This window comes from Bradyrhizobium erythrophlei (assembly GCF_900129505.1).
Taxonomy (GTDB): Bacteria; Pseudomonadota; Alphaproteobacteria; order Rhizobiales; family Xanthobacteraceae; genus Bradyrhizobium; species Bradyrhizobium erythrophlei_D.
The window spans coordinates 4,279,357-4,305,006 of sequence record NZ_LT670818.1 but is presented as its reverse complement, the minus strand read 5'-3'; the positions used below and the strand labels follow the sequence as shown (position 1 = coordinate 4,305,006).

At 60.9% G+C, this 25,650-nt stretch carries 21 protein-coding genes and 2 pseudogenes; 6 read left to right on the top strand and 17 right to left on the bottom strand.

The window, feature by feature from the left end:
• Positions 1-198 precede the first annotated feature (198 nt).
• The 13 genes and pseudogenes from B5525_RS19965 to B5525_RS19920 all read right to left on the bottom strand — a co-directional run bounded on the left by B5525_RS19965 (position 199) and on the right by B5525_RS19920 (position 16,586).
• The gene (locus B5525_RS19965) at positions 199-1,653 is read right to left on the bottom strand and encodes an IS1182 family transposase (protein ID WP_079573580.1); all 1,455 of its coding nucleotides are present in this window, start codon (positions 1,651-1,653) and stop codon (positions 199-201) included.
• A 190-nt stretch (positions 1,654-1,843) separates the two neighbouring features.
• Complete coding sequence (locus B5525_RS19960; RefSeq protein WP_079567530.1) at positions 1,844-3,061, bottom strand: adenylate/guanylate cyclase domain-containing protein; 1,218 nt, start codon at positions 3,059-3,061, stop codon at positions 1,844-1,846.
• Between the two features lie 1,259 nt (positions 3,062-4,320).
• A complete protein-coding gene (locus tag B5525_RS19955; protein WP_079565351.1) occupies positions 4,321-4,704 on the bottom strand; it encodes a YciI family protein in 384 nt (127 codons plus the stop codon).
• Between the two features lie 158 nt (positions 4,705-4,862).
• Positions 4,863-5,011 (bottom strand): annotated as a pseudogene (locus B5525_RS46410) (MFS transporter); the annotation flags it as partial.
• A gap of 679 nt (positions 5,012-5,690) precedes the next feature.
• Positions 5,691-6,775, bottom strand: a protein-coding gene (locus B5525_RS19950; RefSeq protein ID WP_154073853.1) for an IS630 family transposase whose coding sequence is annotated in 2 segments (ribosomal slippage) — positions 5,691-6,274 and positions 6,274-6,775 — 1,086 coding nt in all. Because the reading frame shifts where the segments join, the coding sequence is not laid out codon by codon here.
• 240 nt (positions 6,776-7,015) lie between these two features.
• Complete coding sequence (locus B5525_RS19945) at positions 7,016-8,593, bottom strand: class I adenylate-forming enzyme family protein (protein ID WP_079567529.1); 1,578 nt, start codon at positions 8,591-8,593, stop codon at positions 7,016-7,018.
• On the bottom strand, positions 8,590-9,420 hold the full coding sequence (locus tag B5525_RS19940; RefSeq protein WP_079573578.1) for a crotonase/enoyl-CoA hydratase family protein: 831 nt from the start codon (positions 9,418-9,420) through the stop codon (positions 8,590-8,592). Before B5525_RS19940 ends, B5525_RS19945 begins: the two co-directional genes overlap by 4 nt.
• A gap of 25 nt (positions 9,421-9,445) precedes the next feature.
• Positions 9,446-9,574, bottom strand: a complete 129-nt coding sequence (locus tag B5525_RS47215) for a hypothetical protein (protein WP_276328856.1) — start codon at positions 9,572-9,574, stop codon at positions 9,446-9,448.
• A 532-nt stretch (positions 9,575-10,106) separates the two neighbouring features.
• Complete coding sequence (locus tag B5525_RS47865; RefSeq protein ID WP_425305275.1) at positions 10,107-10,223, bottom strand: hypothetical protein; 117 nt, start codon at positions 10,221-10,223, stop codon at positions 10,107-10,109.
• 188 nt (positions 10,224-10,411) lie between these two features.
• Positions 10,412-11,209: pseudogene (locus tag B5525_RS19935) on the bottom strand (aminotransferase class III-fold pyridoxal phosphate-dependent enzyme); the annotation flags it as partial.
• 818 nt (positions 11,210-12,027) lie between these two features.
• Positions 12,028-12,873, bottom strand: coding sequence for a CmcJ/NvfI family oxidoreductase (locus B5525_RS19930; protein ID WP_079567528.1), 846 nt, complete (start codon positions 12,871-12,873; stop codon positions 12,028-12,030).
• Positions 12,874-13,282: 409 nt separating this feature from the next.
• Positions 13,283-16,063 carry a winged helix-turn-helix domain-containing protein gene (locus B5525_RS19925; protein ID WP_244567964.1) on the bottom strand — a complete coding sequence of 927 codons (2,781 nt, stop codon included), beginning with the start codon at positions 16,061-16,063 and terminating at the stop codon, positions 13,283-13,285.
• Positions 16,064-16,181: 118 nt separating this feature from the next.
• The gene (locus tag B5525_RS19920; RefSeq protein ID WP_154073326.1) at positions 16,182-16,586 is read right to left on the bottom strand and encodes a hypothetical protein; all 405 of its coding nucleotides are present in this window, start codon (positions 16,584-16,586) and stop codon (positions 16,182-16,184) included.
• Positions 16,587-16,625: 39 nt separating this feature from the next.
• On the opposite strand from B5525_RS19920, the gene B5525_RS19915 reads away from it, so the two are divergent.
• The 6 genes from B5525_RS19915 (at position 16,626) to B5525_RS45855 (ending at position 20,869) form a co-directional block, all read left to right on the top strand.
• Complete coding sequence (locus B5525_RS19915; RefSeq protein ID WP_079567525.1) at positions 16,626-17,543, top strand: MBL fold metallo-hydrolase; 918 nt, start codon at positions 16,626-16,628, stop codon at positions 17,541-17,543.
• Positions 17,544-17,628: 85 nt separating this feature from the next.
• A complete protein-coding gene (locus B5525_RS19910) occupies positions 17,629-18,066 on the top strand; it encodes a DsrE family protein (RefSeq protein ID WP_079567524.1) in 438 nt (145 codons plus the stop codon).
• A gap of 71 nt (positions 18,067-18,137) precedes the next feature.
• The gene (locus tag B5525_RS19905; protein WP_079567523.1) at positions 18,138-19,169 is read left to right on the top strand and encodes a polysaccharide deacetylase family protein; all 1,032 of its coding nucleotides are present in this window, start codon (positions 18,138-18,140) and stop codon (positions 19,167-19,169) included.
• Between the two features lie 12 nt (positions 19,170-19,181).
• Positions 19,182-19,733: an ester cyclase gene (locus B5525_RS19900; protein WP_079567522.1), complete on the top strand. Its 552-nt coding sequence runs from the start codon at positions 19,182-19,184 to the stop codon at positions 19,731-19,733.
• A 227-nt stretch (positions 19,734-19,960) separates the two neighbouring features.
• Positions 19,961-20,710, top strand: a complete 750-nt coding sequence (locus B5525_RS19895; RefSeq protein ID WP_079567521.1) for a DoxX family protein — start codon at positions 19,961-19,963, stop codon at positions 20,708-20,710.
• 48 nt (positions 20,711-20,758) lie between these two features.
• Positions 20,759-20,869: a hypothetical protein gene (locus B5525_RS45855; protein WP_197687958.1), complete on the top strand. Its 111-nt coding sequence runs from the start codon at positions 20,759-20,761 to the stop codon at positions 20,867-20,869.
• Between the two features lie 555 nt (positions 20,870-21,424).
• Here the strand turns inward: B5525_RS45855 and B5525_RS19890 are convergent.
• From B5525_RS19890 to B5525_RS19875, 4 genes are all read right to left on the bottom strand, one after another.
• A complete protein-coding gene (locus tag B5525_RS19890) occupies positions 21,425-21,619 on the bottom strand; it encodes a hypothetical protein (protein ID WP_079567520.1) in 195 nt (64 codons plus the stop codon).
• A gap of 560 nt (positions 21,620-22,179) precedes the next feature.
• Positions 22,180-22,899 carry a hypothetical protein gene (locus B5525_RS19885; RefSeq protein ID WP_079567519.1) on the bottom strand — a complete coding sequence of 240 codons (720 nt, stop codon included), beginning with the start codon at positions 22,897-22,899 and terminating at the stop codon, positions 22,180-22,182.
• A 7-nt stretch (positions 22,900-22,906) separates the two neighbouring features.
• Positions 22,907-25,087 carry a xanthine dehydrogenase family protein molybdopterin-binding subunit gene (locus tag B5525_RS19880; RefSeq protein ID WP_079567518.1) on the bottom strand — a complete coding sequence of 727 codons (2,181 nt, stop codon included), beginning with the start codon at positions 25,085-25,087 and terminating at the stop codon, positions 22,907-22,909.
• 2 nt (positions 25,088-25,089) lie between these two features.
• The gene (locus tag B5525_RS19875; protein WP_079573576.1) at positions 25,090-25,551 is read right to left on the bottom strand and encodes a (2Fe-2S)-binding protein; all 462 of its coding nucleotides are present in this window, start codon (positions 25,549-25,551) and stop codon (positions 25,090-25,092) included.
• Positions 25,552-25,650: the final 99 nt, after the last annotated feature.

Sequence of the window (25,650 nt, the reverse complement as noted above, 5' to 3'; positions counted from 1 at the left end):
TTTTCGCACAACCTCGGCTCCAGGCCGTGTGGAAACGTTTTTCGTACCCCAATAACTGCAAGCAACCGGGCGTGACGGACCTCGACGCGACCGGCTGAGCCTATTTTTGCTGTATCGAGTCTGGAGTCAATCCGGGCGCAGCCTCGGGCGGTGCTGAGCGACCTTAGCGGTCTCACGGCGCGCACCATGACACGCTCTTCAAGCCCGGATCGCTGCGAGGAACGGTTTGATACCGACGATGTTCATCACGCGCGTGAGGTTGTAGGCGAGCACGTGCAGCGCCATCTCAGTCGCCACTTTGGGCAGCGTCTTCATCAAAAAGTGCGTCGCCCCCATCCGCATCTTCAGCGTGCCGAACGGATGCTCGACTGTCTCGCGGCGAGTACGCATCGCGTCCGGATTCTTGTCCAGGCGGGCCTGCACAGCATCGACAACGTGCTCGTGTTCCCAACGCGTGATGCGGCGTTGCGGTCCCTTCGTGCACTGAGCCTTCAGCGCGCAGGTCCGGCACGTGTTACTCCAATAGCGGTGCAGGACCAATCCATTTTCCTCGTTCGCGAAGCGGTGGATGAGCGTCTCACCGGCTGGACAAACGTAAATGTCCTCTTCGGCCACATGGCGGAAATCCTGCTTGCCGAAGCGGCCTTCGGACTTTGCCTCCGATGTCTGCGGTTTTGGCAGCGTGACCGTGATGCCAGCCTCTTCGCATGCGAGGATCTCCTCGCCTTTGAAGTAGCCGCGATCGGCGAAGGCTTCGAGGTTTTCTGCCTCCAATGCCGCCTTCGCTTGGTTGGCCATGTTCGCAAGATGCGACTTGTCGGTGCCGACGTTGGTCACCTCATGCGCGACGATCAGATGGTTCGTCGTATCGACGGCCGCTTGTACGTTATAGCCGACCATCCCAGAGCCGCGCCCGCTGGTCGCCATCGAGCGGGAATCAGGATCGGTGAAGGAGACCTGCTGATCGGGCGCGGCAAGCATCTCCTTCTCAATCGCTTTGAGGCGCTTGACCTCCTCTTCGAGCTTGATCAGCTTCTCCTTGAGCCGCGTGGTCCTGGCCACAAGCTCCTCCGACGGCACCTCACCGGCAGCTGTCTGGCGATCGGCTGTGTCAAGTTGACTCAGATAGCGCGCAACGCTCTCCTCGATCTGCGCCAGACGCCGCTCCATCTTTCCCTTCGTGAAGTTGTTGTCGCGCGAGTTAACCGCCTTGAACTTGCTGCCGTCGATCGCAACGCTCGCTTTCGCCAGCAGACCCATCTTGCGGCACAAGGCAACGAATTGCGCGCAGACCTTCTTGATGGCGGGGCCGTTGTCTTTGCGGAAATCGGCGATGGTTTTGTGATCCGGAACGAGCCGTCCCGTCAGCCACATCACTTCCAGATTGCGGCCAGCCTCACGCTCCAGCCGCCGGCTCGATTGGACCCGGTTGAGATAGCCATAGATATAAAGCTTGAGCATCGCCGAAGGATGATACGCGGGCCGGCCGGTCGCCGCCGGGTTGACGCCATCGAACCCCAGCTCGCGCAGTTCCAGCGCATCGACGAACACATCGACCGCGCGAACAGGATTGCTCTCGTCCACCCAATCATCAAGGCATTCCGGTAACAGTGTCGTCTGCTGGCGATCCGCCCCTTGAACGAAACCCTTCATCATCCCCCCGCGATTCAGCAAGGGAATCATAGCATCGGTCAGGTTTTCACACAGTCTGGGTCAAAATCGGAAGTGTTGGGGCTCGCGCGGGACGTCCGTTTTACCTCAACAGCAGACATCGTCAGCCCGGACCGGCACGTCCGAAAAGTGCCAAAAGCAGAAGTTTACCACCAACAGTCCGTACAGCCTGCTACGCGCCGTCCGTCCACGTGGGCGCAGCAGGCACCTCGCCGTCTTGGTACAACCCGTACAAGGACTGATGCTGACGGAAGCCGCGCAATTCGAAATGGCCGATTTCAAAGACCGGTGCCGCAACTTCTGCGGCAAAAGCACCAGTCATGAGCAGTGGCCGGCCAACATCCTTGCAGAGGAGTTCCAGCCGGCTGAGGATGTTGATGTCGCGCCCGACGGCGGTGAAGTCGAGGCGATTGCCAGAGCCAATATTGCCGTATGCGGCATCACCATAGTGCAGAGCAATATCGATGGAAATATGCTGCTGGACCTCGGGCGGTGAAGCCTGGAGCGCAGCCAGCGTTGTCCGCGCTGCAACCAGGGCCGACTCACAGGCCAGCGCCGGATCATCGCCGGTGACTGGAAAGATCGCGATGACCGCATCACCGATATACTTCAGGATGTCACCTCCGCTGCCGATGACGCCAGGGACGACCAGATCGAAGAAGGCATTTAGGAGTTCAATGATTCTTTGCTCCGGAAGCTCATCTGTCAGTCGGCTGAAACCACGCAAGTCGGCGAGCAGCATTGCCGCCTTGATGTGGTGGACGTTGCCGCGCTGGACGGCGCCCGCCATAATCCGCGCGCACGGATCTCGACCTACATAGGTGGCAAGAAGTTCACCATAGATCCGCCGGCCCGCCGTCACTTCGAGAACTGGCGCAAAGGTCGGCACTAGATAGCGAAAGAGTTCAACGTCCGCTTCCCTAAACCCGCTGGGAGCGTCGCTTCCCCACGATATCGCGTTAACGATCCGATTCGAAAAGATAAGTGGCGCCATCACGTAATGGGTAATGCCTTGCGCCCGCAGCGTTGCGAGGATCGGGAAGCGCCGGTCGGTGGCTTCGCTAAGGACAGTATCAAGCCACTGTCCGGTTTCGATAACGTACTGAAGGGGGCTATTCTGGTAATCCGACGTAGACTCGATACCGTGTCGCGACGTTCGGAACTCGGTACTCTGTCCACGGCGCCAGATACGCGATATTCCCCGGAATTCTGGATGCAGCGTACGGACATGCACTGTGGCGCGGGCTATCGGCGCCCCGAGCACGGTGAGCTTCTCGCAGAGCATCTCAAGAAGCCCAGCGGTATCGGGCGCAAAACGTCCGTCCTCGCTTAGCCAGCGCAGAAGCTCGGCCTTGCGATCAGCAAGTGAGAAATCGAGATCCTTGGTCACATTTCACCCGAAGTTTCCCAGGGCACATCCGCAACGATAAGTTCCTGTAGCGCGCTCGCAGCTCGGCTGGAAATTTCGTGCTGGCAGTGTCATGCCGGGCCGTCGCTTCATCGAGCCACCTTTCAGCCCGAGGAGAGCAATTTAGCACGGCCTGATGGCAGAGTGGCGGCCTCGTAGGTCACAGCAAATGGGGTGCTCGACTTCCGACTTGGGTCAAAAGGCGAAATACTCGCTGCGAGCAAATGACGTCCGCTTTGGACAACGGACATACAGCGCCTGCTGCGGCATGTCCGGTTCGGTAGAGTCGAGGATGGGCGCGGTAGCTTGGGCCATTCGGCAACGCTCCGTTTCCCATCCCCGCTCATCGAACCGGACGTGCCCGATTAAGGCATCCGGCTCTCCGACTGGTTTCACCGTGAGGCACACAGAGAGCAAACTAACCGCACGCGGCTTCGGTGCGGTGAGTAACTCTCCTTCGCCCCTCGACACAGCAATCTCCGGCGGCTCCTGTCTTTGATGGTGTTTGCAGGCTCATCGCCAATCACCACGACCTAGCCATCTTCGAAAGCGCACCAGAAGTCGGGGCCCTTTCCTCAGCCAGCATTACCCGGCTTCAACGGTCATACGACCCCGTCCGACTCCCGCCATGGCCGCCGCCTTCGCGACGTTGAGGCCGCTACCCTCGCCCTTGACGGGTCTCCCCCGATTACCCGAACCACCTTTCCGACGTGCCGTGCCCACTACCCCGGCGGATCAAGCGGGTGCGCGTGTCGATTGCTTCCCCGCTCATACAGCCTTCCCCAAATGGCAGGAGGGTCGGCATCCGCATTGTCACTTTCGAGGCCTGCTCAGGCTTCACTCACGTTACGGCCCGCCGGATTGCTCAACCGCCTAAAGCGGCCTTTGTCACGAGGCTCCAGCCCTGCCGGTTACCCGGCCGAACCGCTCGTCAGCTACCAGATCAATCGACAACTCTCTGGGTGGAATCTTCCTCCACTAGTGATCCGCGCCTTCGGGGCGCACTGCCAGGAGCCGACATTGACCGCATTGGCTATCGCCCCGCAGTGCGGCCGTGGGAGGCGTCCCTCGAAATGATCACGCGCGTTGCGATGAGATATTCGGCAAACAGCGCTCCGCGCGCAGCGCCGCCGGCAGGGTCCCGAGCCCCAGATCGGTCGCCGGCCCGGGGAGATTAGGCGTCAACTAGGCCCGAGATGGCTACACCGAGCGCGCAGTGGCGATCCGACAGCGAGGCCAAGCTATGACTGGCCTATTCTCGCCAGGTCCATGATTGAGCGCACCTCGACGCTGCCGAGGCGCGCCAGCGGGATTCTGGAGGCCACCTCGACCGCGTCATCGTGGTCCTTGGCTTCGATCAGAACGAAACCAAGCAGTTGCTCCTTGGTCTCGGCAAAGGGACCATCGGTCACGAGGACCTGTCCGCCCCGCACCCTCACGGTGGTCGCCGTCCGAGCGGATTGGAGGGCATGAGCAACGATGAAGTGACCGCTCGTCCGGAGCATGTCGTTGTAGGCCAAGGAGTCTTCCGTAAGGCCGTCCACCTCGGCTCTGGACATGGGGTTGGGGTTCTGTATCACGGGCAAGCTGTCTTCAGTGCCGTAGACAAGACACAAGTACCGCATGGCTCTCTCCAAAGATGGGGCTATTGGACGTCCGCTCTGACCTGAGGACGAACCAGTCGGCAGCGATCCGACACCGGTAAATATTTTTCCATGTGGCCCATCCGCCGATCCCGACACCGATGGACCTCCTGGCAGCAAAAAGCTGAGGCGGCGCCGTGGGAGACGGCAAGATAGCGGTTGTTCTCGAACCACGCCGTGGCCGCAGCGATCATGGGCGCGAAGAGGGCGCTTGCAGCAAGGCCGACCAGAAGCGGTACGTCAGTTGGAACTGAACAACCGACGCAGCGTGGCTGGCCAGCACCAGTGCACCCTTTGAGGAATGCGCGGTGCGATAACGCGCTGATAGAAGCAACGTCACCGCGAGCGGTTCCACGGCTCCTGGGCGCCGAAAATTCGACGTACTGGCGACCGAGATCGCGGGGAGAAATAAAGGGCAACCGGTGACACCACAAGGTCTCTTCCGGGTCAAAAACGGTCCTCGCGGCCCTAAAATGAGACTTCCGCTCTACCCCGATCAACGGACATCATCAGGCCGGCCCGGTTGGTCCGGTTGGTGCCAAACCCGGAAGTCGTTGCTTAGCGCGCCGCGTCCTCACCCGCGTATCGGATCATCAAAGCACCCACGAAAACCAATGAGAGGGGGACAAAAATCAGTGCCGTCAGGCTGGCTTCTCTGGGGAGAGCTAAGTCGGGCTCATAGCAAGCTTCCTCTCTCGGAAAAACACTAAGGGTTTTTCCGATGTCATAGTTTGATGACCATCCCGGAAGGCTTTTAGGCACAGTGCAACTCACAGGGCCGCGCGGCGTTTCGTTCCAGTATTCAATTGTGGCCCGCGTAAAGTCACCTCCCCGGCCGCCCTTGATTTCAGTTTTCGAAGTGATTGTAGCTGTAACGGGCGAATGTGATTTCACATGAGCTTGCCGTCGTGCGTCACCGAGAGAAAAATTGCAAAAACGCACCCAATGACAACCAGTAATACCAGCCTTCAGAAGGGCTGACCGATGATGGCCCAGTCGCGGGCCGCGATCGAGGTGATGCGCCCGGTTTCGGCGAGAAGTTTTCGCCAGGCGTCTTGGCAGGCGTCGAGGATATCGGTGTAGGACGCGAACACACGGTTGGCGAGATAGGTCTGTCGCAGATACTGCCAGATGTTCTCGGCTGCGTTGAGCTCCGGACAGGCGGGTGGCAGCGGCACGAGGGTGACATTGGCAGGTGGCTTTAGTTTGCGCGTCGTGTGCCATCCGGCCTTGTCGAGGATCAGCAGCGCATGCGCGCCGGGCGCGACGGCCTTGCCGATGGCGTCGAGATGCGCCTGCATGGCCTCGGTGTCGGCTTGCGGCATGATGAGGGCGACGCCGGTGTCGCGGCTCGCACAGACGGCGCCGAACACATAGGCGTTCTCGTAGCGCTGATCCTTGGGCTGCCGCGGCCGTGATCCCTTCTTGGCCCATTGGTAGACGAGGCTGTTCTTCTGGCCGACCCGCATCTCGTCCTGGAACCAGACCTCAATCGGCGTTTCCGGGGCGAGTTTGGTCACGATCGCCGCGACCTGCGTAGGAAAGTTTTTTTAAATGCCGCGATCGTCTCCGGATCCTGCACGGGATGGCGCGGCCGGGCGCTGATGTGCGAGAAGCCGAGCTTCTTGAGCGCGCGCCCCAGGCTCACCTCCGACAGATCGACACCGAAACGCTGTCCGAGAACACGCTTCAGGTCGACGCAGCGCCAGCGTACGACCCCATCCTTCTCCGGGTCGGGGCCGGTCTCGACGAGCTGCTTCAATGCATCTTTCTGCTCGTCGGAGAGCTTCGACGGCCGCCCGGTCGGCTTGATGTCGATCAGACCGTCAGGCCCGTACTGGTTGAAGCGGTGCGCCCAGTCCCGCAGCGTCTGCCGGTCCATGCCGCCGATCCGGGCCGCCTCGGTGCGGTTCATCCCGTCGCAAATCGCCGCCAGCGCCAGCAGCCGTCGCGCCTGCGCGGCATCCTTCACCTTCGCCGCGAGCCGACGCAGCTCATCCGCCTCGAAATCCTCCCGTAGACCGACCGCCCGCCCATCGCCGACCTCCCGAATCAATCCAGTCGGTCATAAATGAATCACGCCGGCGCCAGCTTTTCAAAAAAGAGTCAGACCTTCCGAAGGCTGGTATAACAGCCGCATAGCGCGGCTAAAATCATCCGACAAGTTTTGCCGGATGCGCGCGTTTGAATGTGAGAATTACAAATTCAGACGAGACACTAACTGGACACCCAGTTCTGCCAGACCGCTAACTATTTGAATTTATGGCGCTCCCTAGGGAATCGAACCCCTGTTTCAGCCTTGACAGAGCTCCTGCTCGCCGCGGGCGGCTCGACGCAGTGCGACGTGATCCAGCTTGTGAGCGGCCGTAATGGGCAGTTGCTCGACCACCCGCACCTCGCTCGGGCATTTGTAGCTGACCAGCCGCCCCGCGCAGTACCGCGAGATCTCGGTCGGGTCGACCGTCTCGCCCGTTCGAGGGACGACGAAGGCGACCAGGCGCTCGCCCCCGGTACGCGCGTCCGGCACGCCGACGACGCCGGCCATGGCGACACTGCGATGAGTGTGGATTAGCTCCTCCACCTCGCGCGGGAAGACGTTGAAGCCGCTGACGAACACCACGTCCTTCTTGCGGTCGGTGATGAACACGAAGCCGTCCCCGTCGACATGGCCGATATCGCCCGTGTAGATGAAGCCGTCGCGGATGGTCTGCGCGGTTTCCTCCGGTCGATTGCGGTATCCCGTCATCATGTGCGGGCCGCGAACCCGCAACTCGCCCTTCTCGCCCGGCGGCAGCACGCGCAGCCCAGTCTCCAGGTCGACGACCTGCACGTCGCCGCCGGGTATGGGCTTCCCGACCGAGCCTGGCCGAACGCCCGACTGGGCGGTTGCGGCGCTGATAGGAGCCATTTCCGACATGCCGTAGCCCTCATAGATCTCGAGCCCCGTAGCGTGCCGCCAGCGTTCCATGAGCTCGACCGGGAACGGTGCACCGCCGGCAGGGCACATCCGGAGGGCCGAAAGATCGGCGCTGCCCAGGTTGCGGGCCGCCAGCAACCCGGCATAAATCGCCGGCGGGCCGCCGCCGAAGAATGTCACGCGGTGGCGCACAAGCAGCTCGACGACGAGCTCCGGCTGGAAGCGCTCCGGGATCACGATCTCGCCGCAGACAGACAGCGGAACGAGCACGCCCGTCGCGAAGCCGTAGATGTGGGTAAATGGCGCGATCGGGAGGAAAACTTCGCCCTCGCCGCGCATCGGCCAGGCGTGCTCGATGCAATGCACTCCGGTCGCCAGACGACCATGCGTGTGCTCGACGATCTTGGGAAGTCCGGTGGTGCCGCCGCTGAACAACAGGGCGGCGGAGTCGGACGGCGTGGCGGCCCGTAGGCCGAGCGCTGCCCCGGCCTCGGCGACCAGCTCCGGGACCATAACATCGTCCCCCAGGCAGACAACGCTGGGGATGCCCAGATCGCCGGCGAGGCCGGTCACCATGTCCCGCGTCGCCGGGGCGCAGATAACGGCGCGCGCCGTGGCCTCCCGCAGCAGCGGCGCGAGCTGCGCGGCCGGATATTGGGGGTTGAGCAAGGCGGGGATCGCAAGCGCCTTCAGCGCGGCGAAGTAGGCGATGGGGAATTCAAGGGAGTTGGGCAGGAGCAGCGCCACTACGTCGCCCGGCTCGACTAGCCGGGCGAGACGCCGGGCCAGAGCCTCCACCGCGCGCCCCAACTCGCGATATGTCAGCACGGCATCGAACCGGCGCAGTGCCGCCTTGTCGGGCGCCGCCGCGACCGCATGGTCGAACAGGGCGCTGAGCGTCGCGACAGGCGCCTCTTGCCGATCGGCGCCGGGCAGCGAAAAATCATGCTTCATCGTCCGGTCTCCCGCGTTTGCCGCCGTTTCGCGGCATCTGCCGCCGCCGCGTCGGGCGACGTCACCTTGGCAGCCCGCTTCGCCACGAACTCCGCAAGTCGCGCCGCGGCCTCCGGACCGGTCATGGAGAGCGTGGCCATCAGGCTCTCGACGAACAGCCCGTCCGACTCGCTCATGTCCTGGATGCGCGGCAGCGCGTGCAGCACGCCGAGAACGGTAAGCGGAGCCATCGCCGCCACCTTTGCCGCCAACTCCTCGGCCTTGGACTTCGCCTGCCCGTCCGGCACCAGGTATTGCACCAGCCCGGCGCGCTCGGCCGCCGCGGCGTCGAGCACGCGGCCGGTGAGCATCATGTCCGCCATCCGCGAAGCGCCGAGCAGCCGCGCGAGGTGGACCGAGGCACCGCCGCCCACATAGATGCCGCGCGTGCCCTCCGGCAACGCGAAGAATGCCGTCTCGTCGGCGACGCGGATGTGGCAGGCGGCGGCCAGTTCGAGCCCGCCGCCGATCGTCGCGCTGTGCAGCGCGGCGATCGCGGGAACGCGACCTTGGCGCAGCGCGCCAAACACGGCGTGCCATGCACGGGAGTGGTAGAACACCTCGACCGGCTCCCGAGCGCCCTGCTCGGCCAGATCGAGACCAGCAGAGAAGCACGGGCCATGGCCGAAAATGACCAGCGCGCGGGCCTCGTCCTGAGCCCGGCACACCGCTGCCTCGAACGCGGCCAGCAGCGCTTCGCCGATAGCGTTGCGCTTGTGCGGCCGATCGAGCCCGAGCCAGGCGACGCCGTCGCGCAACTCGTAGGTGACGTCGCCGTCCGCAGCCATCGTCATCGAAACTTCTCCTTGGCGTTTACGGCAGTCGATCGCCGCCGGCCTTGGGCTGCAAAAGGGCCAGCAGCAACTGGTCCCGCCGGCCGGCGACGCGGCCGGGATCGACGCCGCCCAGTTCCTCGGCCACGCCCCCGCGCGACCGCTGCATTGAGCTTTCCGTTGAGCGTCACGCTGCCCAAATCGCGCCACCAGCCTTCGAGCGGCGGCCCCAGATGCTCCAGCACATGGGCGATGCCGCCGGCGCCGCCGGACAGATGCATGTTGAGGAACGGACCGAGCAGCGCCCAACGGAGGCCGGGGCCGTGAGCGATCGCCGTGTCGACATCCTCAGCGGATGATTTTCGACGCCCGTCTCGACGTCCCGTTCGACGCAGCTAGTTAGAGCCCTCGCGCCAACCAACTGTTCTCTCAGAGACTTTCCGCTCATCTCATACGGCTTCCGTCATTTCTTCCCAGCGGCAGTTTCGCGCTAGGTAGGTGACCATCTCGGCACGCGGCGTTGTTTTGCGCATGGTCGCGTTACGCCATCATTTCAATACGGAAAAACGCGTTTCAATCGTAACATCACGCCCGTTGACCCTGTTGGTACAGGTGGGTCGGACACATAGAGCTGCGGTCGAATCCCATAAAGAATTCGGACCGCTGACCGCGCGACCATTATTGGTTTCGAATAGTTGCTTTTATGCGCCAGCCAACCGCAGATCGCCCGGTTCAACGGAGAAGAAATGATTCTCGATCAGTACATTCCCGTCTGTTCGTTCAGGAACTGGTGCTTCGATCAAGGTAAAGTTGATCACCCGCGGAATGCCGATCGGACACGTCGCTAAGACGATCTATCGGTTCATTGTGGTCCAGCGAGATCAAGAGATTGAAAGGTTCGCACTGTAGTCCCGTATGGCCACAAAATTAAATCTAAAAGAAAGTCGGGTAATTATCTCATCCCAGCGTAGCCTCACCTAGTTGTTCTCCAAAGTTGCGAATGGCCGCTTTGCGGGTAAAAGCCGCCAGATAGCGCTTTGCCGAGCAGCGTCACATCTGCCTCAATGCCATCGTGCTGCTCCGCGAGCAGCTTGCCGGTGCGGCCGAGCCCGGTCTGGATTTCGTCGAGGATCAGCATCACGTCATGCGCAGTACAGAGCTCGCGTACCCTTGTGAAATAGCCCGATGGTGGAATGATGACGCCGGCTTCCCCCTGGATCGGCTCGACCAGAAAGGCGACTGTGTTAGGCGTGATCGCCTGCTCCAGCGCCTTGGCGTCGCCAAAGGGGATGATCCGAAAGCCCGGCGCGAACGGCCCGAAATGCTCACGTGCCGCCCGGTCGGTGCTGAAGCCGACGATACCGAGGGTGCGCCCGTGGAAGTTGTCGGCGCAGACGATGATTTCGGCGTGCCCGTCGTGCACACCCTTCACCTCGTAGCCCCATTTGCGGACGGACTTGATGGCGCTCTCCACTGCCTCGGCGCCGGTGTTCATTGGCAGCACCTTGTGCGAGCCGGTCAGCTCCGCGATCTCTTCGTAGAAGGGAGCAAGCTGATCGTTGTGAAAGGCCCGGGAAGTCAACGTCAGTCTAGCTGCCTGCTCCCCCATCGCGGCCAGGATCTTCGGATGGCAGTGGCCCTGGTTCACCGCCGAGTAGGCGGAGAGGCAATCGAGATAGCGGTTGCCTTGCGTATCCCACACCCAGACGCCCTCGCCGCGCGATATAACGACCCGGAGCGGCTCGTAGTTCTGAGCACCAAAGCGCGCTTCCGTCGCGAGGAAATCAGTGACCGGTGGACTCATCTTTCGTCACTCCCGTTGCAGCGAGCCGGCACCAACTCCAATCGCGCTGGTCAAGACCTAGGGCATCAGGTGGCGCATCGATTCTCGAAAATAGTGGCTAAAGATCACAAATCCAATGGATGGCTCGGCTTCATCTACCAACGACAAGAGAGCGTCTACCCGTCTTGATCCGGCAAACCGTGCTGATTCCACGTATCACGCGAGCGCTTCGTCCGGTTGCGAGTTGCGACGGTGCGATGGTCGTTTACCTTCTTCGAAGCGCGCAGTATCAATTTTGCAATTATGGTGTAGTCTGAATCTATGCACGTCGATTGTCGACTTGCATCGAGCCAACTTTTGGGATCACGGAGGGCAACATGGCCAAGAAAGCGAAGAAGGCAAAGGCAAAGAAGGCAACCAAGAAGAAAAAGAAGTAACCGTTCGACGAAACCTCTTAGCATCCGGATAGCGTCTGACGTCCGTTACACCCATTGCTGCACGGACAGGCCGCAGCTTTAGCCGACAGAATATCCGCGCAACAAACAGTCGGGCCGGACCATTATGCAGATGGCTGCTGCATAACGGTCCGGTTTTTCATTTGAACTTGATAAAGCGGTCGCGTCATTCAGCACGCCGCCAGCCTGAACTCCGGACCAGTTCACGGGCGCTTCAGGTGCACGCTGTATGCGTCCAAACACGGGTTTCAACTAGCGAGAAATGTCCGAGATTGGTGTTGGTCTCAACCGGTCGACGCGCCGCTTGGATCAGGATTTCGTCGATGAGGTTTGCCTGACGCCGGCCATATGATCATGGCCGAACGTCCCGACCCGTAGCAAATATCAAGGTTTGTGAAACACCAGCGTCCGCAGTTCGATGCTCTCACGCAGCGCCGCGTCGGCCGGCGTTGTCGGATCGACGAACGCTGTATGCGGCCCAAATCGCGTCCGTCCGTCGGTTGCCGAATCGTAACACTTCAGCAGCAGCGCTTCGTCCGCTGTCATTTCCGGAACATAGAACCAGCGATGGTTGGGGTTGTACTTCACCGAATAGGTTTCCCCCTTTCGGCTGGGATAGATCAGGTCGGAAGCGACGAGATCACCCGGTGCTACGGTCTGCCCATCGCACATGGCCAGCGGCGCATCGCGTAACGGTCCACGGATCGGCCGCCAAAGGTTGATGACCTGCACGCGTCCCTTCAGGAGTTCGTCGGCTTCTTCAGGCAAATGCTCGCGCACTCGGTTTGCACCAGAGACATCGGTCTGATCGACATGGACACGCGTCGCGGGTTGCCGTGGACCGCCGCCACGTACATCCGCCGCACCTTCGACCCTCTTCCGCACGGTGTGGTCAAAAATAAAAACGCGGTCGGCCTTGAGCGTCGCCTTGAGGAATGCTTCTGCGGCGGGATAGTAGACGTCCCTAACCTCTTTATCGTCGTAGAAGTCCCTCACCCTGGTCGGGTGACGAACCAGCGCGAAACCTTCACGGTCCAGTGAAATATTTTCGGCAATCAAACGCGCATCGAAAATGGGGACCTGGCGTGGATCCGGCAAGGCCGTAGTCTTAGGTTCGCCCGCCGGGGGATCGAATGCATAGGTTCGCGGTCTGCCCAATGTTGGAGCCAGATAGTTTAGCTCGGCTGTCACGAACGGAAGCGCTTCGATGTTTGACTGCTGCAGGCCCATGGTGATCTCCGAATTCCAAAGTCTTAGAACTAGAATCTTGGCCCGAGCGGCTCTCCAGACAAGTCAGCGCACGAAATAGCAACGCGGCCCTTCTCACCGGCAGAAAATTTGGAAGAACTTTCTGAGGGCGGCGTCCGGGTCGAACGTCCTATTCTCGACTAACGAAGTCGTGAACGAAGGGGCTCGCGAACTCACGGGCCGGCGGCCCTCCTAGTCGGTTCCGAGAGCGATCGGTCGACGACATCACATCTCAATGGCCGCTTTGCGCCAGAACCGGCCGTAGCGATCTGACCTTTCACTGGATTCGAAGAGCTCGGTTTCGCCGGCGGCCGGGCCGTAACTGCATCCCAACCCGTCGTGATAAGACGTATCAGCCGATCGCCTTTCAGCCTGATCACGCCTGCGGCATTTATCGCGAGACCCAAAAGTCGAGATACGCCTTCGCGCTCTTCAAGTCGGCGGTTTCAAAGCCCTCGCTGAAGCGATCGTACGCCGACTGCAGAAGGCTGCGTGCCTCGGCGATCCGCCCTTGATCATACTGCAAGCGAGCAAGGCTTGTGGATGTTCGCAGCTCCCATGACAGGGCGCCTTGCCGCCGGGCCCAGTCGAGCGAGCGCAAAAAGTGCTCCTCAGCGGCCGCCGCGGCCCGCGGCGCACCCTCCCGCAGGATGAGTTCGCCTTTGATGCGCAGGAGCTCGGCGACGCACCAGCGCTCCTCGTTGGAGTCCGATCGCGCAAGCGCCTCGTCGATTATCGAGAGCCCTTCGGCAGTCTTGCCGTCACGACCGAGGGCGTCCGCTGTCGAAGCGAGCATTGGAGTGTAAAAAAGAGTAAACGCTCCCTGAGGAACGCGGGCGAACGCGGTCCGCAGAAGTTCCAGCCCAGGACCAGTGTTGCCGCGCTTGATGAGCAGCACGCCTGCGAAACAGCGACCACCGAGAGTCCATAGCTCAACGGCGTGCCTTGCGGAAAGATCCATAAGCGCCTTCACGTAGCGCTCCGCCAAAGTCAGATCGCCAACGAGAAGCGCAAGGGGGCATGCGGTTTGAAGCAGGCCACTGAACAGCGAATACGGGTGATCGCTGGCGCGAGCGGCGACTAAATGGGATTCGACGCTTGCCAACGCTTGGTCGGCAAATCCCTGCAACCAAAGTATTCGGCAGCGATACGAATACGCTAACAACTGTTGATCGAATTGATACCTAATGATGTGCGGCGTCCTGGCGACATAGCGGCCCAGCATGCGCTCGATGCGCCTCCGCGCGCCTTCCAAGTCACCCAGAGCAAGCAGCGCCACGCCGACTAGACGGTCGCCGACCAGCCCGTCGGCTGGATCGGTCGACTTCGCCGCAAACGTGCAGAATTTTTCGGCCACCGCCAGCGCTGCCCGATAGCGAAGACTCGTGATGTGTTCCATAAACGAGCCCCAAAGCGCTCGGAGGCGATAATCCGTATCGTCGAGGCTTTCCGCTATCTCGAGAGTCCTTGTAAAGGCCGCTACCATCTCGGGGCACGAGCCTTTTGTCAGAAATAGTGCCGCACCAAGCGCCGCATACAATTGCATATTGCGATGTGCGTCTCGGCTCTCGGCGGGACTGGAAAGTGCCTGCTCGACGCGTCCGCGGCATTCTTCCATCAGGGACAAGTGTACCCACAGTGGCACCGCAGCCACGGTTAGCGCTACGCCGACTTCAGCGGAACCAGTCGGCGAGAACGCCCAGTCCAAGGCCGCGCGTACCTGTCCGATTTGACTTCCGTAGCGCGCCAACCAGGCGGGCGCCGGCAAGGTCTCCAACTCTATCTCGGCTCTTTCAAAGACACCCCGATAATAGTCTGCATGGCGTCGTGCCACTTGTTCGAACTCGCCACTTTCATCAAGCTTCTCGAGGGCGTAGGCGCGCGTAGTCTCGTGTAGCCGATGGCACGCAATCACACCTCCGACCTCCAAGGTGACTAGGGACTTCGTGACGAGGTTCGCCAGAGAGCAGACCGCTTCCGATGCGGCGATCCCCCCTCCCGCAGCGACCAAACTCGCCGCTTTTGCCGTAAAGTCGCCGGCGAACACAGCAAGACGCCGCATCACCAAGCGCTCCGGCTCGGGCAGCAACTCATAACTCCAGTCCAGCGTCGCGCGTAGTGTCTGATGCCGCGGCAGAGCCGTTCGGCGGCCGCCGGTCAGCATTCCCAGGTGATCATCCAGGTCTACGGCAACCTGCTGGAGCCCAAGGGTGGCGACGCGAGCTGCCGCAAGATCGATGGCCAACGGGATGCCATCGAGGCGCCGACAGATTGCAGCAATTACCGGAAGGTTCTCTCCATTCGGCGAGAAATCCGAGTGCAACGCCCTCGTTGTGGCCATGAAAAGCTGCACCGCGCTGCGACCAAGTATATCGTCGGGTTCCTCATGTTGAGAGGGTACATCCAACGGGGGAACGCGGTAGACGTATTCGCCCTCGATCTTCAGGATCTCCCGGCTCGTTGCGAGAATGGTGGTTCGCGGACACATGCGCACGACCGTTTCCGCCAGTTTGGCTGCTGCGTCGATCACGTGTTCGCAATTATCGAGAACAAGCAGAAGCCTCTGTAGTCCGATGGCCCGGGCGACGGATTCGGCGGAAATCTGGTCGCCGCCTAACTTTAGGCCGAGGCCCGCTGCCACGGCAGACGGTACCAGATCGGGATCCGACAACGAGACCAGCTCGACGAGCCGAACATCACCCTGAAAGGTCGGAAACAAGCCGCGGGCCACCTCTAACGCCAGCCTAGTTTTCCCAATCCCCCCCGGTCCAGTCAGCGTGACCACCCGGTAAGCGGATAGAAGACCGCGCAGCTGCTGCACGGCATTAGTTCGGCCGACCAGCTCGGATGCTGCCGCAGGCAAGTTGGTCTGAAATGGCTCGGCCCGGCTTCGCATCGGTTCGAGATCCATCGAATCTACTGACGATGTGCTCTCCCGGGATGTCCACGCACCGAACAGGCGATAGCCACGACCGGACGCAGTCTTTAGCATTCCACGATCCGAACCGAGCGCCTTGCGTATCGCGGATATATGAAACTGAAGCGTATTTTCCTCTACGATCGCGCCCGGCCATACGCGAGCCGAGAGGTCATTCTTGGTGACAAGTTCACCTGCCGACTGAACCAGAACCTCGACGATCTCGAATGCGCGCCCCCCGATCGGGACAGGCACTCCACGCGCTCGCAGTTCGCGCCGAGCAAGATCGACCTCCCACTCGTCTAACTGATACACCAGTCGTCGACCTTGTGCGCGCACGTCGCGGTCCCTGTTCAGGATATCTCACGTTTTATCAGAATTCGGCAGCGCGCAAGCCGCAAGGACCGGTTCCGTCGCTGGCCGACGACCATTGCTGCACGAGCGTTGGGTCGCCGACCGCTTTCCGGGCAAGGCCTCTCAACTTCTCAGAAATATTCAGGACTGCTTCAAGGAATTGCTGCGCTGCGCCACGGTAGAACGTCGTCCTGGCGCGGCGTACCGCATGGAACTCTTCCTTTCGGTGTTCACCCCAACCCGAGGAGACTTCCCAATCAAGCAGAGTTGAAAGCGCATCAAGCAGACGGAGTCGCGAATGATCAATTCCGCACAGAAGCCCTCGCATCTCAATCGTCGAGAGACTCGTCGGACCGTCGGCGGCGATCGTCGCACTCGCGATGCCCGTCTTTCCTGTCAGGAGAATTCGATGCCCACCCTGCATCCACACACCTTATCACGTCGCGGCTTCTGCCTCTGCTGCATGGCCGCCGCCACGTTTACAGCCACCGGCAGCTGGTTGAGCCCCTCGCAAGCCTACGCCGAAGCACGCAATATCGTGGATCTGATCCGTGATGACGCCACCAAGGCGCCCATCAAGGTCCACAGGCTGCGCGGTGACGTCAGCATCCTCGAGGGCTCTGGCGGCAATATCGCTGTCCTTACCGGTGCCGACGGCAAGGTGTTCATCGATGCCGGAATCACCGCATCCCGCCCGCGAATCCTGGAGGCCGCCAACGGCCTCAGCCGCGATCCGATCAGACATCTGATCAACACCCACTGGCATTTCGATCACACGGACGGCAATCAATGGCTGAATGCGGAAGGGGTAGCCATTCTGGCCCATGAGAATACCCGCAAGCATCTCTTGGTAGCTCAGCGGGTCGAGGACTGGAATTTCAACTTCCCTTCGCCGCCGTTAGCGGCGATCCCGACCGAAATTTTCTCGTCGGAGAAGACTCTGACCCTCAATCGCTCCACGCTTGCCCTCAAATATTACGGTCCGGCGCATACGGACAGCGATATATCCGTCACCATCCCTGAAGCAGATATTCTTCATACCGGCGATACGTATTGGAACGGCATCTATCCATTCATCGACTACTCGACCGGTGGAAACATCGAGGGGATGATCAAGGCCGCCGAGGCAAATCTCGCTGCCGCGACTGATAGAACAATCGTGATCCCCGGTCATGGTAAGCCGGTGAGCAACAGGGCAGAGCTTTCGGCCTATCGCGACATGCTTTTCGCCATCCACGAGAACGTCTCAAAACTCAAGCAGCAGGGTCGCTCCCTCGACGAGACGATCGCCGCCAAGCCTACCGCCGCATACGACGCGAAGTGGGGTCAATTCGTCATAAGCCCGGCGTTCTTCACGCAACTGGTTTACCAAGGCGTCTGACGCCGTTCGCTCAGATGTTCAGCCGCCGACGCGAACTCCGTCCTGCAAGGCATAAAGAGCGTCAGCCTTAGAAAGGAACTTTGACATGTCTGCTTCCGAAAAACTCCTTCCCATCGATATACCGGTGAAGCTGTCGAACGTGAAGACGGTGTTCAGTATTGGCGCGTTGGCGTTCGAAGGGGATCTGCCTGCTTCGATTTTCCACCTTCAGCTTATCGAGAACGACATCACCGATTGGAACGCCAAGTCGGAGGTCATCGCCGTCTTTCACACGAACGCCGGCCACGTGACGTTGAACGACAGCGCCTACAACACCGAACGTAATATAGCGACCGGCAACCCTTACAAGGAGCTTGTCGCTGACCTGATGAAACGCGGTGCGGAAATTGAGTTATGTGGCGCGACTGCGAAAATTTACAACTGGGGAAACGTAGATCTGCTTCCTGGAGTCAAGGTCAATACGGATGCCATGGCGAGAACGACGCAGCTCGTACAAGAGGGGTTCGTGAAAATCACGGAATGAAACCAAGGCCAAGCGCCGAATACAATCTATCCAAGAAGAGTTGAGAGGGCGTCAAGCAGACGGAGTCGCGAATGATCAATCCTGCACCGAAGCCCTTGCATCTCAATCGCCGAGAGGCTCTTCAAACCGTCGCACTCGCGACAGCTACCACTGCCGGTAGCCTATCCGGCGTCGCCAGCGCCGCGACGACAACCATCAGTACGTCTGACCGCAACGCAGGCGGCTTCTGGCCGAACGGCGCGCGGCTGGCGGTGAGTTTCTCGCTCATGTTCGAAGGCGGCGGGCAGCCGATCTCGGGCGCAGGCGGTGTAATCCCGGACCCAATCGAGAAGGGCGTGCCGGATCTGCCGACCAACGCCTTCTTCGCCTACGGCCATTACGAAGGCATCCCCCGCGTGCTCGACCTCATGGACAAGCACGGCATCAAGCTCTCATCGTTCATGATCGGCAAAGCGGTGGAAACCTCCCCGGATCTGGCTCGGGAGATCGTGCGACGCGGGCATGAAGCCGCCGCGCACGGCCGGGTGTGGGACAACTCGTATCAACTCTCCCGTGACGAAGAGAAGCGCTTCATCGCCGATAGCGTCGAGACGATCCATAAGATCACCGGCCAGATACCGATCGGTTGGAACGCGTACTGGATGCGCAACTCCATCGCCATCCTGGAGACGCTGCAGGATCTGGGCTTTGTTTATCACATCGACGAACCGAGCCACGACGAGCCGTTTATTGTCCCGTTACGCGGGAGGGATTTCGTGACGGTCCCCTATACCTTCCACATGAACGACATCGTCTCCTTTCCCTTCGTTGGCTGGAACGCGGCCGCCTACGAGCAGGCGCTGCGCGACGAGTTCGATCAGCTTTACGAAGAGGGCGTGCATCGACGGCGCATGATGGTGGTCAGCCTGCACGATCGCATCTCCGGCCACGCCGGCAGGATACGAGCCCTCGACCGCTTCCTCACCTACGCTAAGGGAAAGGAGGATGTCTGGTTCGCCCGGAAGGACGAGATCGCCCGCTACGTGCTGGCCAACCGCGCCAGCACGCCGGTTGTCGATCGGGGTCCACCGAGCGCAACCGGCCTGCCCGGGCCGACAGGCTGAAGGAGACTTTCGATGTCAGAGAAGCTGAAGCCTGCCCGCATGATCGAGGTCCTCGCCGTATTGACGCTTTGGATCTCCATGCCGGCCTTTGCCGCCGATAGCGTCAAGATCGATGACCTCGTCATCGCCACGCCAAGCCCCGATGCGGAACGCGAGGTGACGATGAAGGCAGTTCGCGCCTTCTACGATTTCTGGAACACCGGCGATGAAGGCCTGCTGAAGGAAGCCATCGCGCCTAACTTCACCGATCACACGCTGCCGCCGGGCCGACCGCAAGGGCCCGAGGGACCGGCTTTCGCCTCGCGGCGGTTCCGCGCCGCCGTGCCCGATCTCAAGGTCACGGTAAAGAAAATGATCCTGGCGGGCGACTACGTCACCGTGCACATGAACTTCACCGGTCATTTCACCGGTAGGTTCGGACAAACGCAGGGCAAAGGCCAGCCGGTCCCCTTCACGGCCACCGACCTCGTCAAGATCGGGAACGGCCGCATCACCGACAATTGGCACATCGAGGACAATCTGACGCTGCTGCAAGAGATGGGCGTCGCCAAGGTCGGATCGTGATCGGCAAGCCGAAGACCGCAAGATTTTGTTTGTGAGAAAGGACGAAATCATGAGCTCACTCCAACCCCAGTACAACAGCGAAACACGTGTAACGAGTATCAATGACTCTACGCGCTGGCTGAGCCGTGTGACTTTGGTCGTCGCCCTCATCATGATCGGATGGGGCTTAAGCGTTATCCTCGCCCAGCCTGTCACCGCGTGGTTTACCGCATCGACCACGGTTTGGGATGGCGCTACTGCTAATATCCGCGATTTGGCACCTGCGTGGCTCTTTCATCGCCGTCGCAGCGTTGGCTCTGGCCACCGCCGTCGTTTCGCGCTTGTTCAGCATTCTGAATTTGAACCCTCCGGCCAGCATCGCCGGATTGAAACCCGATGATCTCGACCTGCTCGTCGCGACAGGCCCGGGCGTACCGGGCTTTGAGCTGCTCGGTTGGCTTCTTGGCGCGCTGATATTCGTCCAATTCATCCTTCGGTCCGCATCGGTTGCAGCAGCGGCGGATTCAAGAGAAGAGGCGCTCAATGCATCTGCACTGTTCTTTATTAGAGTCTACGTCGGCTTAATGTTTGTGCCTCATCTTGGGAGTCACATCCTCGGCGGGCCCTTTCAATTCAAAATTTACGTACTGTATTTTGAGAGCCTCGGGCTTCATATGCCCGCCATACAGGTTGCACTCGCCGGAACGATCGAGCTCATTTCCGCTGTTGGACTCACGTTGGGAATCTTCACGCGCCCCGTTGCTTTGCTCGGATCGGTATATTTGCTGATGTCGATGCTTTGGGGCGGTCACTTTCAGATCGGCTACGTATGGGCGCTGCCAGAGGGAGGTTACGAATTCGGCGTATTTTGGGCCGCAATGATCGCGGTGTTCGCAGTGGTCGGCGGCGGCCGCTATTCGGCAGACACGGATTTATGGCGGAGCGAATCGGCCCGCCGCCTCGTGCCCAGCGTCGTACGCAAGGTCTTGGCCACCTAGTCCTCTTATGCAAGGAGCACAGATGGTGGTTTACCGCGGCTCACTGCACTGATCACCGGGGCATCCAAAGGATTAGGGGAAGCCTTTGCGGATGCACTCGCGGCGCGTGGCGTGAACCTGGTGTTAGTTGCCGGCTCTATCGAGGTATTGCGGGCCTAGCTAAACGCCTCACCGCCAATTACGGCGTGCGGAGCCTCACCCTCAACGTCGACCTAGCTGATCCAAGCGCCGTCAACCGATTCGGCGAGGAACTTAAGACCCAATAGGCTTGTATTGCAAGCAATGATTTGTTCGCCGTCGCGGAGCCGCCAATTACTCGTGCCCGGCACGGTCACCACCTAGCTGCGATGAAGAATTGGCACCAATGATGATGGGCGGGCGCAGCAACGGCAAGGGTTAAGAATCGTAGGCTAATGTTGCGGCGGGACACCGCTAACGAGAGATTGCAGAAAATTATCCCCGCGGCGGCTGTGGGGCGAGGCGTCCGAAATGGAATGTCGTCTGCTGGCACCTTTGATACATGCCGAGGGACACTGAGAACGTCTGCTTATCGGGATCGACCGGAAGTGACCGACGCACGTTCAAAGTGACGCCTTTGACCCAACTGAAACATTAACTTGGTTGAGCCGCTAAGATGCCGTCCACATGGCTAGGGGACTAACTTGCCGCGCGGCAGGTTTCGTCTTCTCAGCTCTGCCGCGCCGTGCTCGGCGTTTACCGCTGATGCCCGAGTCCAATCCCGAGATGTAGCGCCTTCTGGCGCAGCGCACCAATCGTGCGCTTTGTCTCTTTAGATATTTTGGTGACCGGTGTTCTCGCCTTCGAATGTGCCTTGAGCTCCTTGACGTCAGTCTTCGTCCATTCGCGACGCACTGCTTTGCCGTTTTTCTTTGGCTTCGCAACTTTCAACTTGTTAGCTCCTTATTTGCTGGCGCCGCGTACTAACACATCACAAGGCAGAAACAACTAAACAAAAGCTAAGAATCGCAACGTCACGCCACCGGCTAAGGGCTTTCTTCGCGCCATTCCCATCCGAGGGCCTTCGTCTTGTTGGACATTCCGTATGACCTGGCACCAACCGGACCTACCGGACCGGTCTGTTGATGTCCCTTGATTGGGGCAAAGCGGAAGTGGCGTTTCGGGCCGTCAGGGCCGATTTTGACCCTGAGGGGACATCAAGAGCCGCTAACCAGTGACCTAGTCGCGCATCCGCAACAGATATAAAATCCATAAAAGGGAGTTGGTTGGCCTGGGGCAGACGAACCCATGAGATGGCGTGATTTCATTGTTCTTGTCAGCAGCGGGGTAGCTGCTTGGCCGCTCGATGCGCTCAACGAGCCATTGCCTCGGGCTCGAGTGTTTCCCCGAACACGCGGCGGGGCGACGAAGATTAGAGACCGATTCAGGAACCGACAATACCCGTCGGTTCGGCCGCCCTGCCGCCGCTGAGCGTGCCGAGCGGCGGATGACTATGCGAAGGCAACCTCGCTGAAATCGATTGAGACCATCAGCATGTCCGTAATGGGCCTGCGATCGGGACCGCGTGTGTAGGCGCGCCGTAAGCTCGGGAGACGAATGCCGTCCGCTTCGATATAGCCGGACGTGAGTTGGGCAGCCGGAAAACCTCCCGCCACGTTCACGCTGTAATCATGACGGCGCAGCATCATGTCCTCGCCGAAGAAGAAGTCCTGGACCATGCAGTGGGTTTCCATCCAGCTGGGGAAGTAGGCGCGCAGCACGCGCCAGGTCTCCGTCCCCTCGCGCCAGGCCTCGGTCTCTTCGACGCGGACCCCGTCCATCGCCAGCAGGAATGGCGTCGTGAGATATGTCCACACGGCTTCGCCGTTGAAGTAGGCGCGGTGCAGCGGATCCCAGGGCGTATGCATTTGGTGTCCGGCGAAAGAATCCCTCGGCGCGTAGCGCTGGGCGACCACCGTGCCATCGAGCTTCTCGATGGCGATGCGGTCCGGCGTGAACATCGTGCGCTGATCGGGAGCTCCGTAGGGCGTGACGGACGACCGCTCCTCGTGCAACCACACGGTCATGCGCCGCGGATTGCGATCCTGCAACACGCCTTTCAGGGGGAAGAAGCCGCCGCCGCTGACGATCGTCGCCTCCACCTTGTTGTATCGCCGCCAGCGTTCCAGCCCGCCATGCACATCGAGGATTTCACGGAGCAGCGCGTTCATCAATACCTCACGTGTGCTTCAGTAGTGCGGCATCGACCGGCATTTTGCGGAGCCGCTTGCCCGTCGCTGCAAAAATCGCGTTGCTGATCGCAGGCACGATCCCCGATGTCCCAGTTTCGCCCATTCCTCCAGGCGGCTCGGCGCTTTGCACGATGTGGACCTCGATCACCGGCGCCTCATTGAGGCGCAGCATCTGGTAGGTGTCGAAGTTGGTCTGCTCGACCCGTCCGTCCCTGAGCGTGATTTCGCCGTGGAGCGCGGCGGTGACGCCGAAGTTGGTCCCGCTCTGGAGCTGCGCCTGAACCGTGTCGGGGTTGACGACCGTGCCGCAATCCATCGCGCAAACCACGCGTCGAACGCGAACGCTGCCGTCCTTCGCGACTTCCACCTCCGCGACCTGTGCCAGATAGCTGCCGAACACGAACTGCAGCGAGACACCGCGGCCGCTTCCCTTGGGTAGCGGCTGTCCCCAAGCGGCCTTTGCCGTGGCGAGATCCAACACCGCCTTGGCGCGGGGAGCCTTGTCGAGGAGTGCCCGCCGATATTCGACCGGATCCTGCTTCGCGGCTGCAGCCAGTTCGTCGATCACGCTTTCGGTGACAAAGACGTTATGCGACGGTCCGACGCTGCGCCAGAACGCGGTCGGAATTCCCGGCGGCTCGACCCGCACATATTCGACGTGGAAGTTCGGGATATCGTAAAGGAGATCGATGGCGCCTTCGGTCGTGTCGGGATCGAGACCTTTGTTGAACGCCGGAGGCAGCCATCTCGCGATCACGGAGGATCCTGCGAAGCGGTTATTCCAGGCGACCGGCTTGCCTGCCTTGTCAAGGCCAACGGAGATCCGATCAAACCAATAAGGGCGGTACATGTCGTGCTGGACGTCTTCCTCGCGTGTCCAGATGACCTTCACCGGCGCGTCGACCTGCTTTGCGATCTCGACCGCGCGGGCAACGCCATCGACATCGAGCCTGCGCCCAAAGCCGCCGCCGATCAGATGATTGTGCACGATCACCTTCTCAGGCGGGATGCCGAGGACCTTTGCAGCGGATGCCTGGGCGCGGGCGAGCGCCTGGCTACCGACCCAGATTTCGCAGCCGTCTGCGCGGACATGCACCGTGCAGTTCATCGGCTCCATGGTGGCATGCGCAAGGAACGGGACCTGGTAGTTCGCCTCGATCTTGATCGCGGCACCCGCCATCGCCTTGTCCGCATCGCCGATGTTCTGCGCCACCGCACCCTGCCTGGTCGTGGCAGTTTCGAGCTCGCGTGCGATATCAGCGGTCGCGAGCCTGGCGTGCGGCCCGTCGTCCCATTCGATCTTGAGTGCGGCAAGCCCCTTCTTCGCGGCGCCCATGTGATCCGCCACAACCGCGACCGCATCATCGAGCCGGACGATCTGGCGGACGCCCTTGACGGCCTTGGCCGCGGCATCATCCACGCGCTTCACGCGCCCGCCGAACACCGGCGATTGTGCGAGCGTTGCGATCTTCACCCCGGGTGGCCGCGCGTCGATGCCGTAGATCGCCGTGCCGTTGATCTTGGAGGGCGTGTCGAGCCGCTTCGCGGGCGTGCCGATCAGCTTGAAATCAGCAGGCTGCTTCAGCGTCACATTCTCGGGCACCGGCATGCGGGCCGCCTCCGCGGCAAGCTCGCCATAGCCGAGGTTTCGTCCCGACGCCTGATGACGCACTTCGCCGCTTTGCGCGCGACAGGAGGCAGGATCGACGTTCCAGCGCTTTGCCGCCGCCGTGACGAGTATTGTCCGCGCGGTCGCGCCGGCCTTGCGCAGGGGCTGCCAGGACCCACGTATCGCATTCGAGTTGCCGGTCGCCTGCACGCCGAGCAGCGGGTTCACATAGAGCTTCTCGTTTGGCGGCGCGTGCTCCAGGCGGACCTGCTTCAGATCGACCTCGAGCTCCTCGGCGATCAACATCGGAATCGAGGTGTAGGTGCCCTGCCCCATCTCGACATAGGGCATCGTCAGAACGATCTGGCCATCACCGCCGATCCGGATGAAGGCGTTCGGCTCGAATGTGTCGGAGCCCGCAGCCTGGCTTTCACGATGTGCGAAGGGCAGGCTCAAACTGAGCAAGAGCCCACCACTTGCCGCCGCGCTCGTGCGGAGAAAGCCGCGCCGTGACAGATCATCTTGAGGTCGGTCGGAATCAATGTGTGCGAGCGTCATGATCAGCCTCCCGATTGCGCGGCTTGCTTAATCGCTTCGCGGATACGCACATAGGTTCCGCACCGGCAAATGTTGCCCGACATCGCGTCATCGATATCCGAATCGGTCGGATGCGGATTGCTCGCCAGCAGAGCGGACGCGGACATGACCTGGCCGGACTGGCAATAGCCGCACTGCGGCACTTCGCGGTCGAACCAGGCTTGCTGGACTTTGTTGCCGGCAGGTGTCTTGCCGATCGCCTCGATCGTCGTGACCTTCGACTCCCCGATGCTGTCTATCGACGTGATACACGAACGGACGGCCTCGCCGTCGATATGCACCGTGCAGGCGCCGCACAGCGCCATGCCGCAGCCGAATTTCGTGCCGGTCATGCCAAGCACGTCGCGCAGCACCCACAGGAGCGGTGTATCTCCGTCGACGTCGACGGAATGAAGATCTCCGTTGATCGTGAGCTGGAAAGCCATGGTGACCTCCTTCGGAACTTTCTTGGTTCGCTTGCGCGGCACTGCTCGGCTCGCATCTCGTTCCAGTCGCTGAGCGCGATGGGCGGCATTTCGAACCGG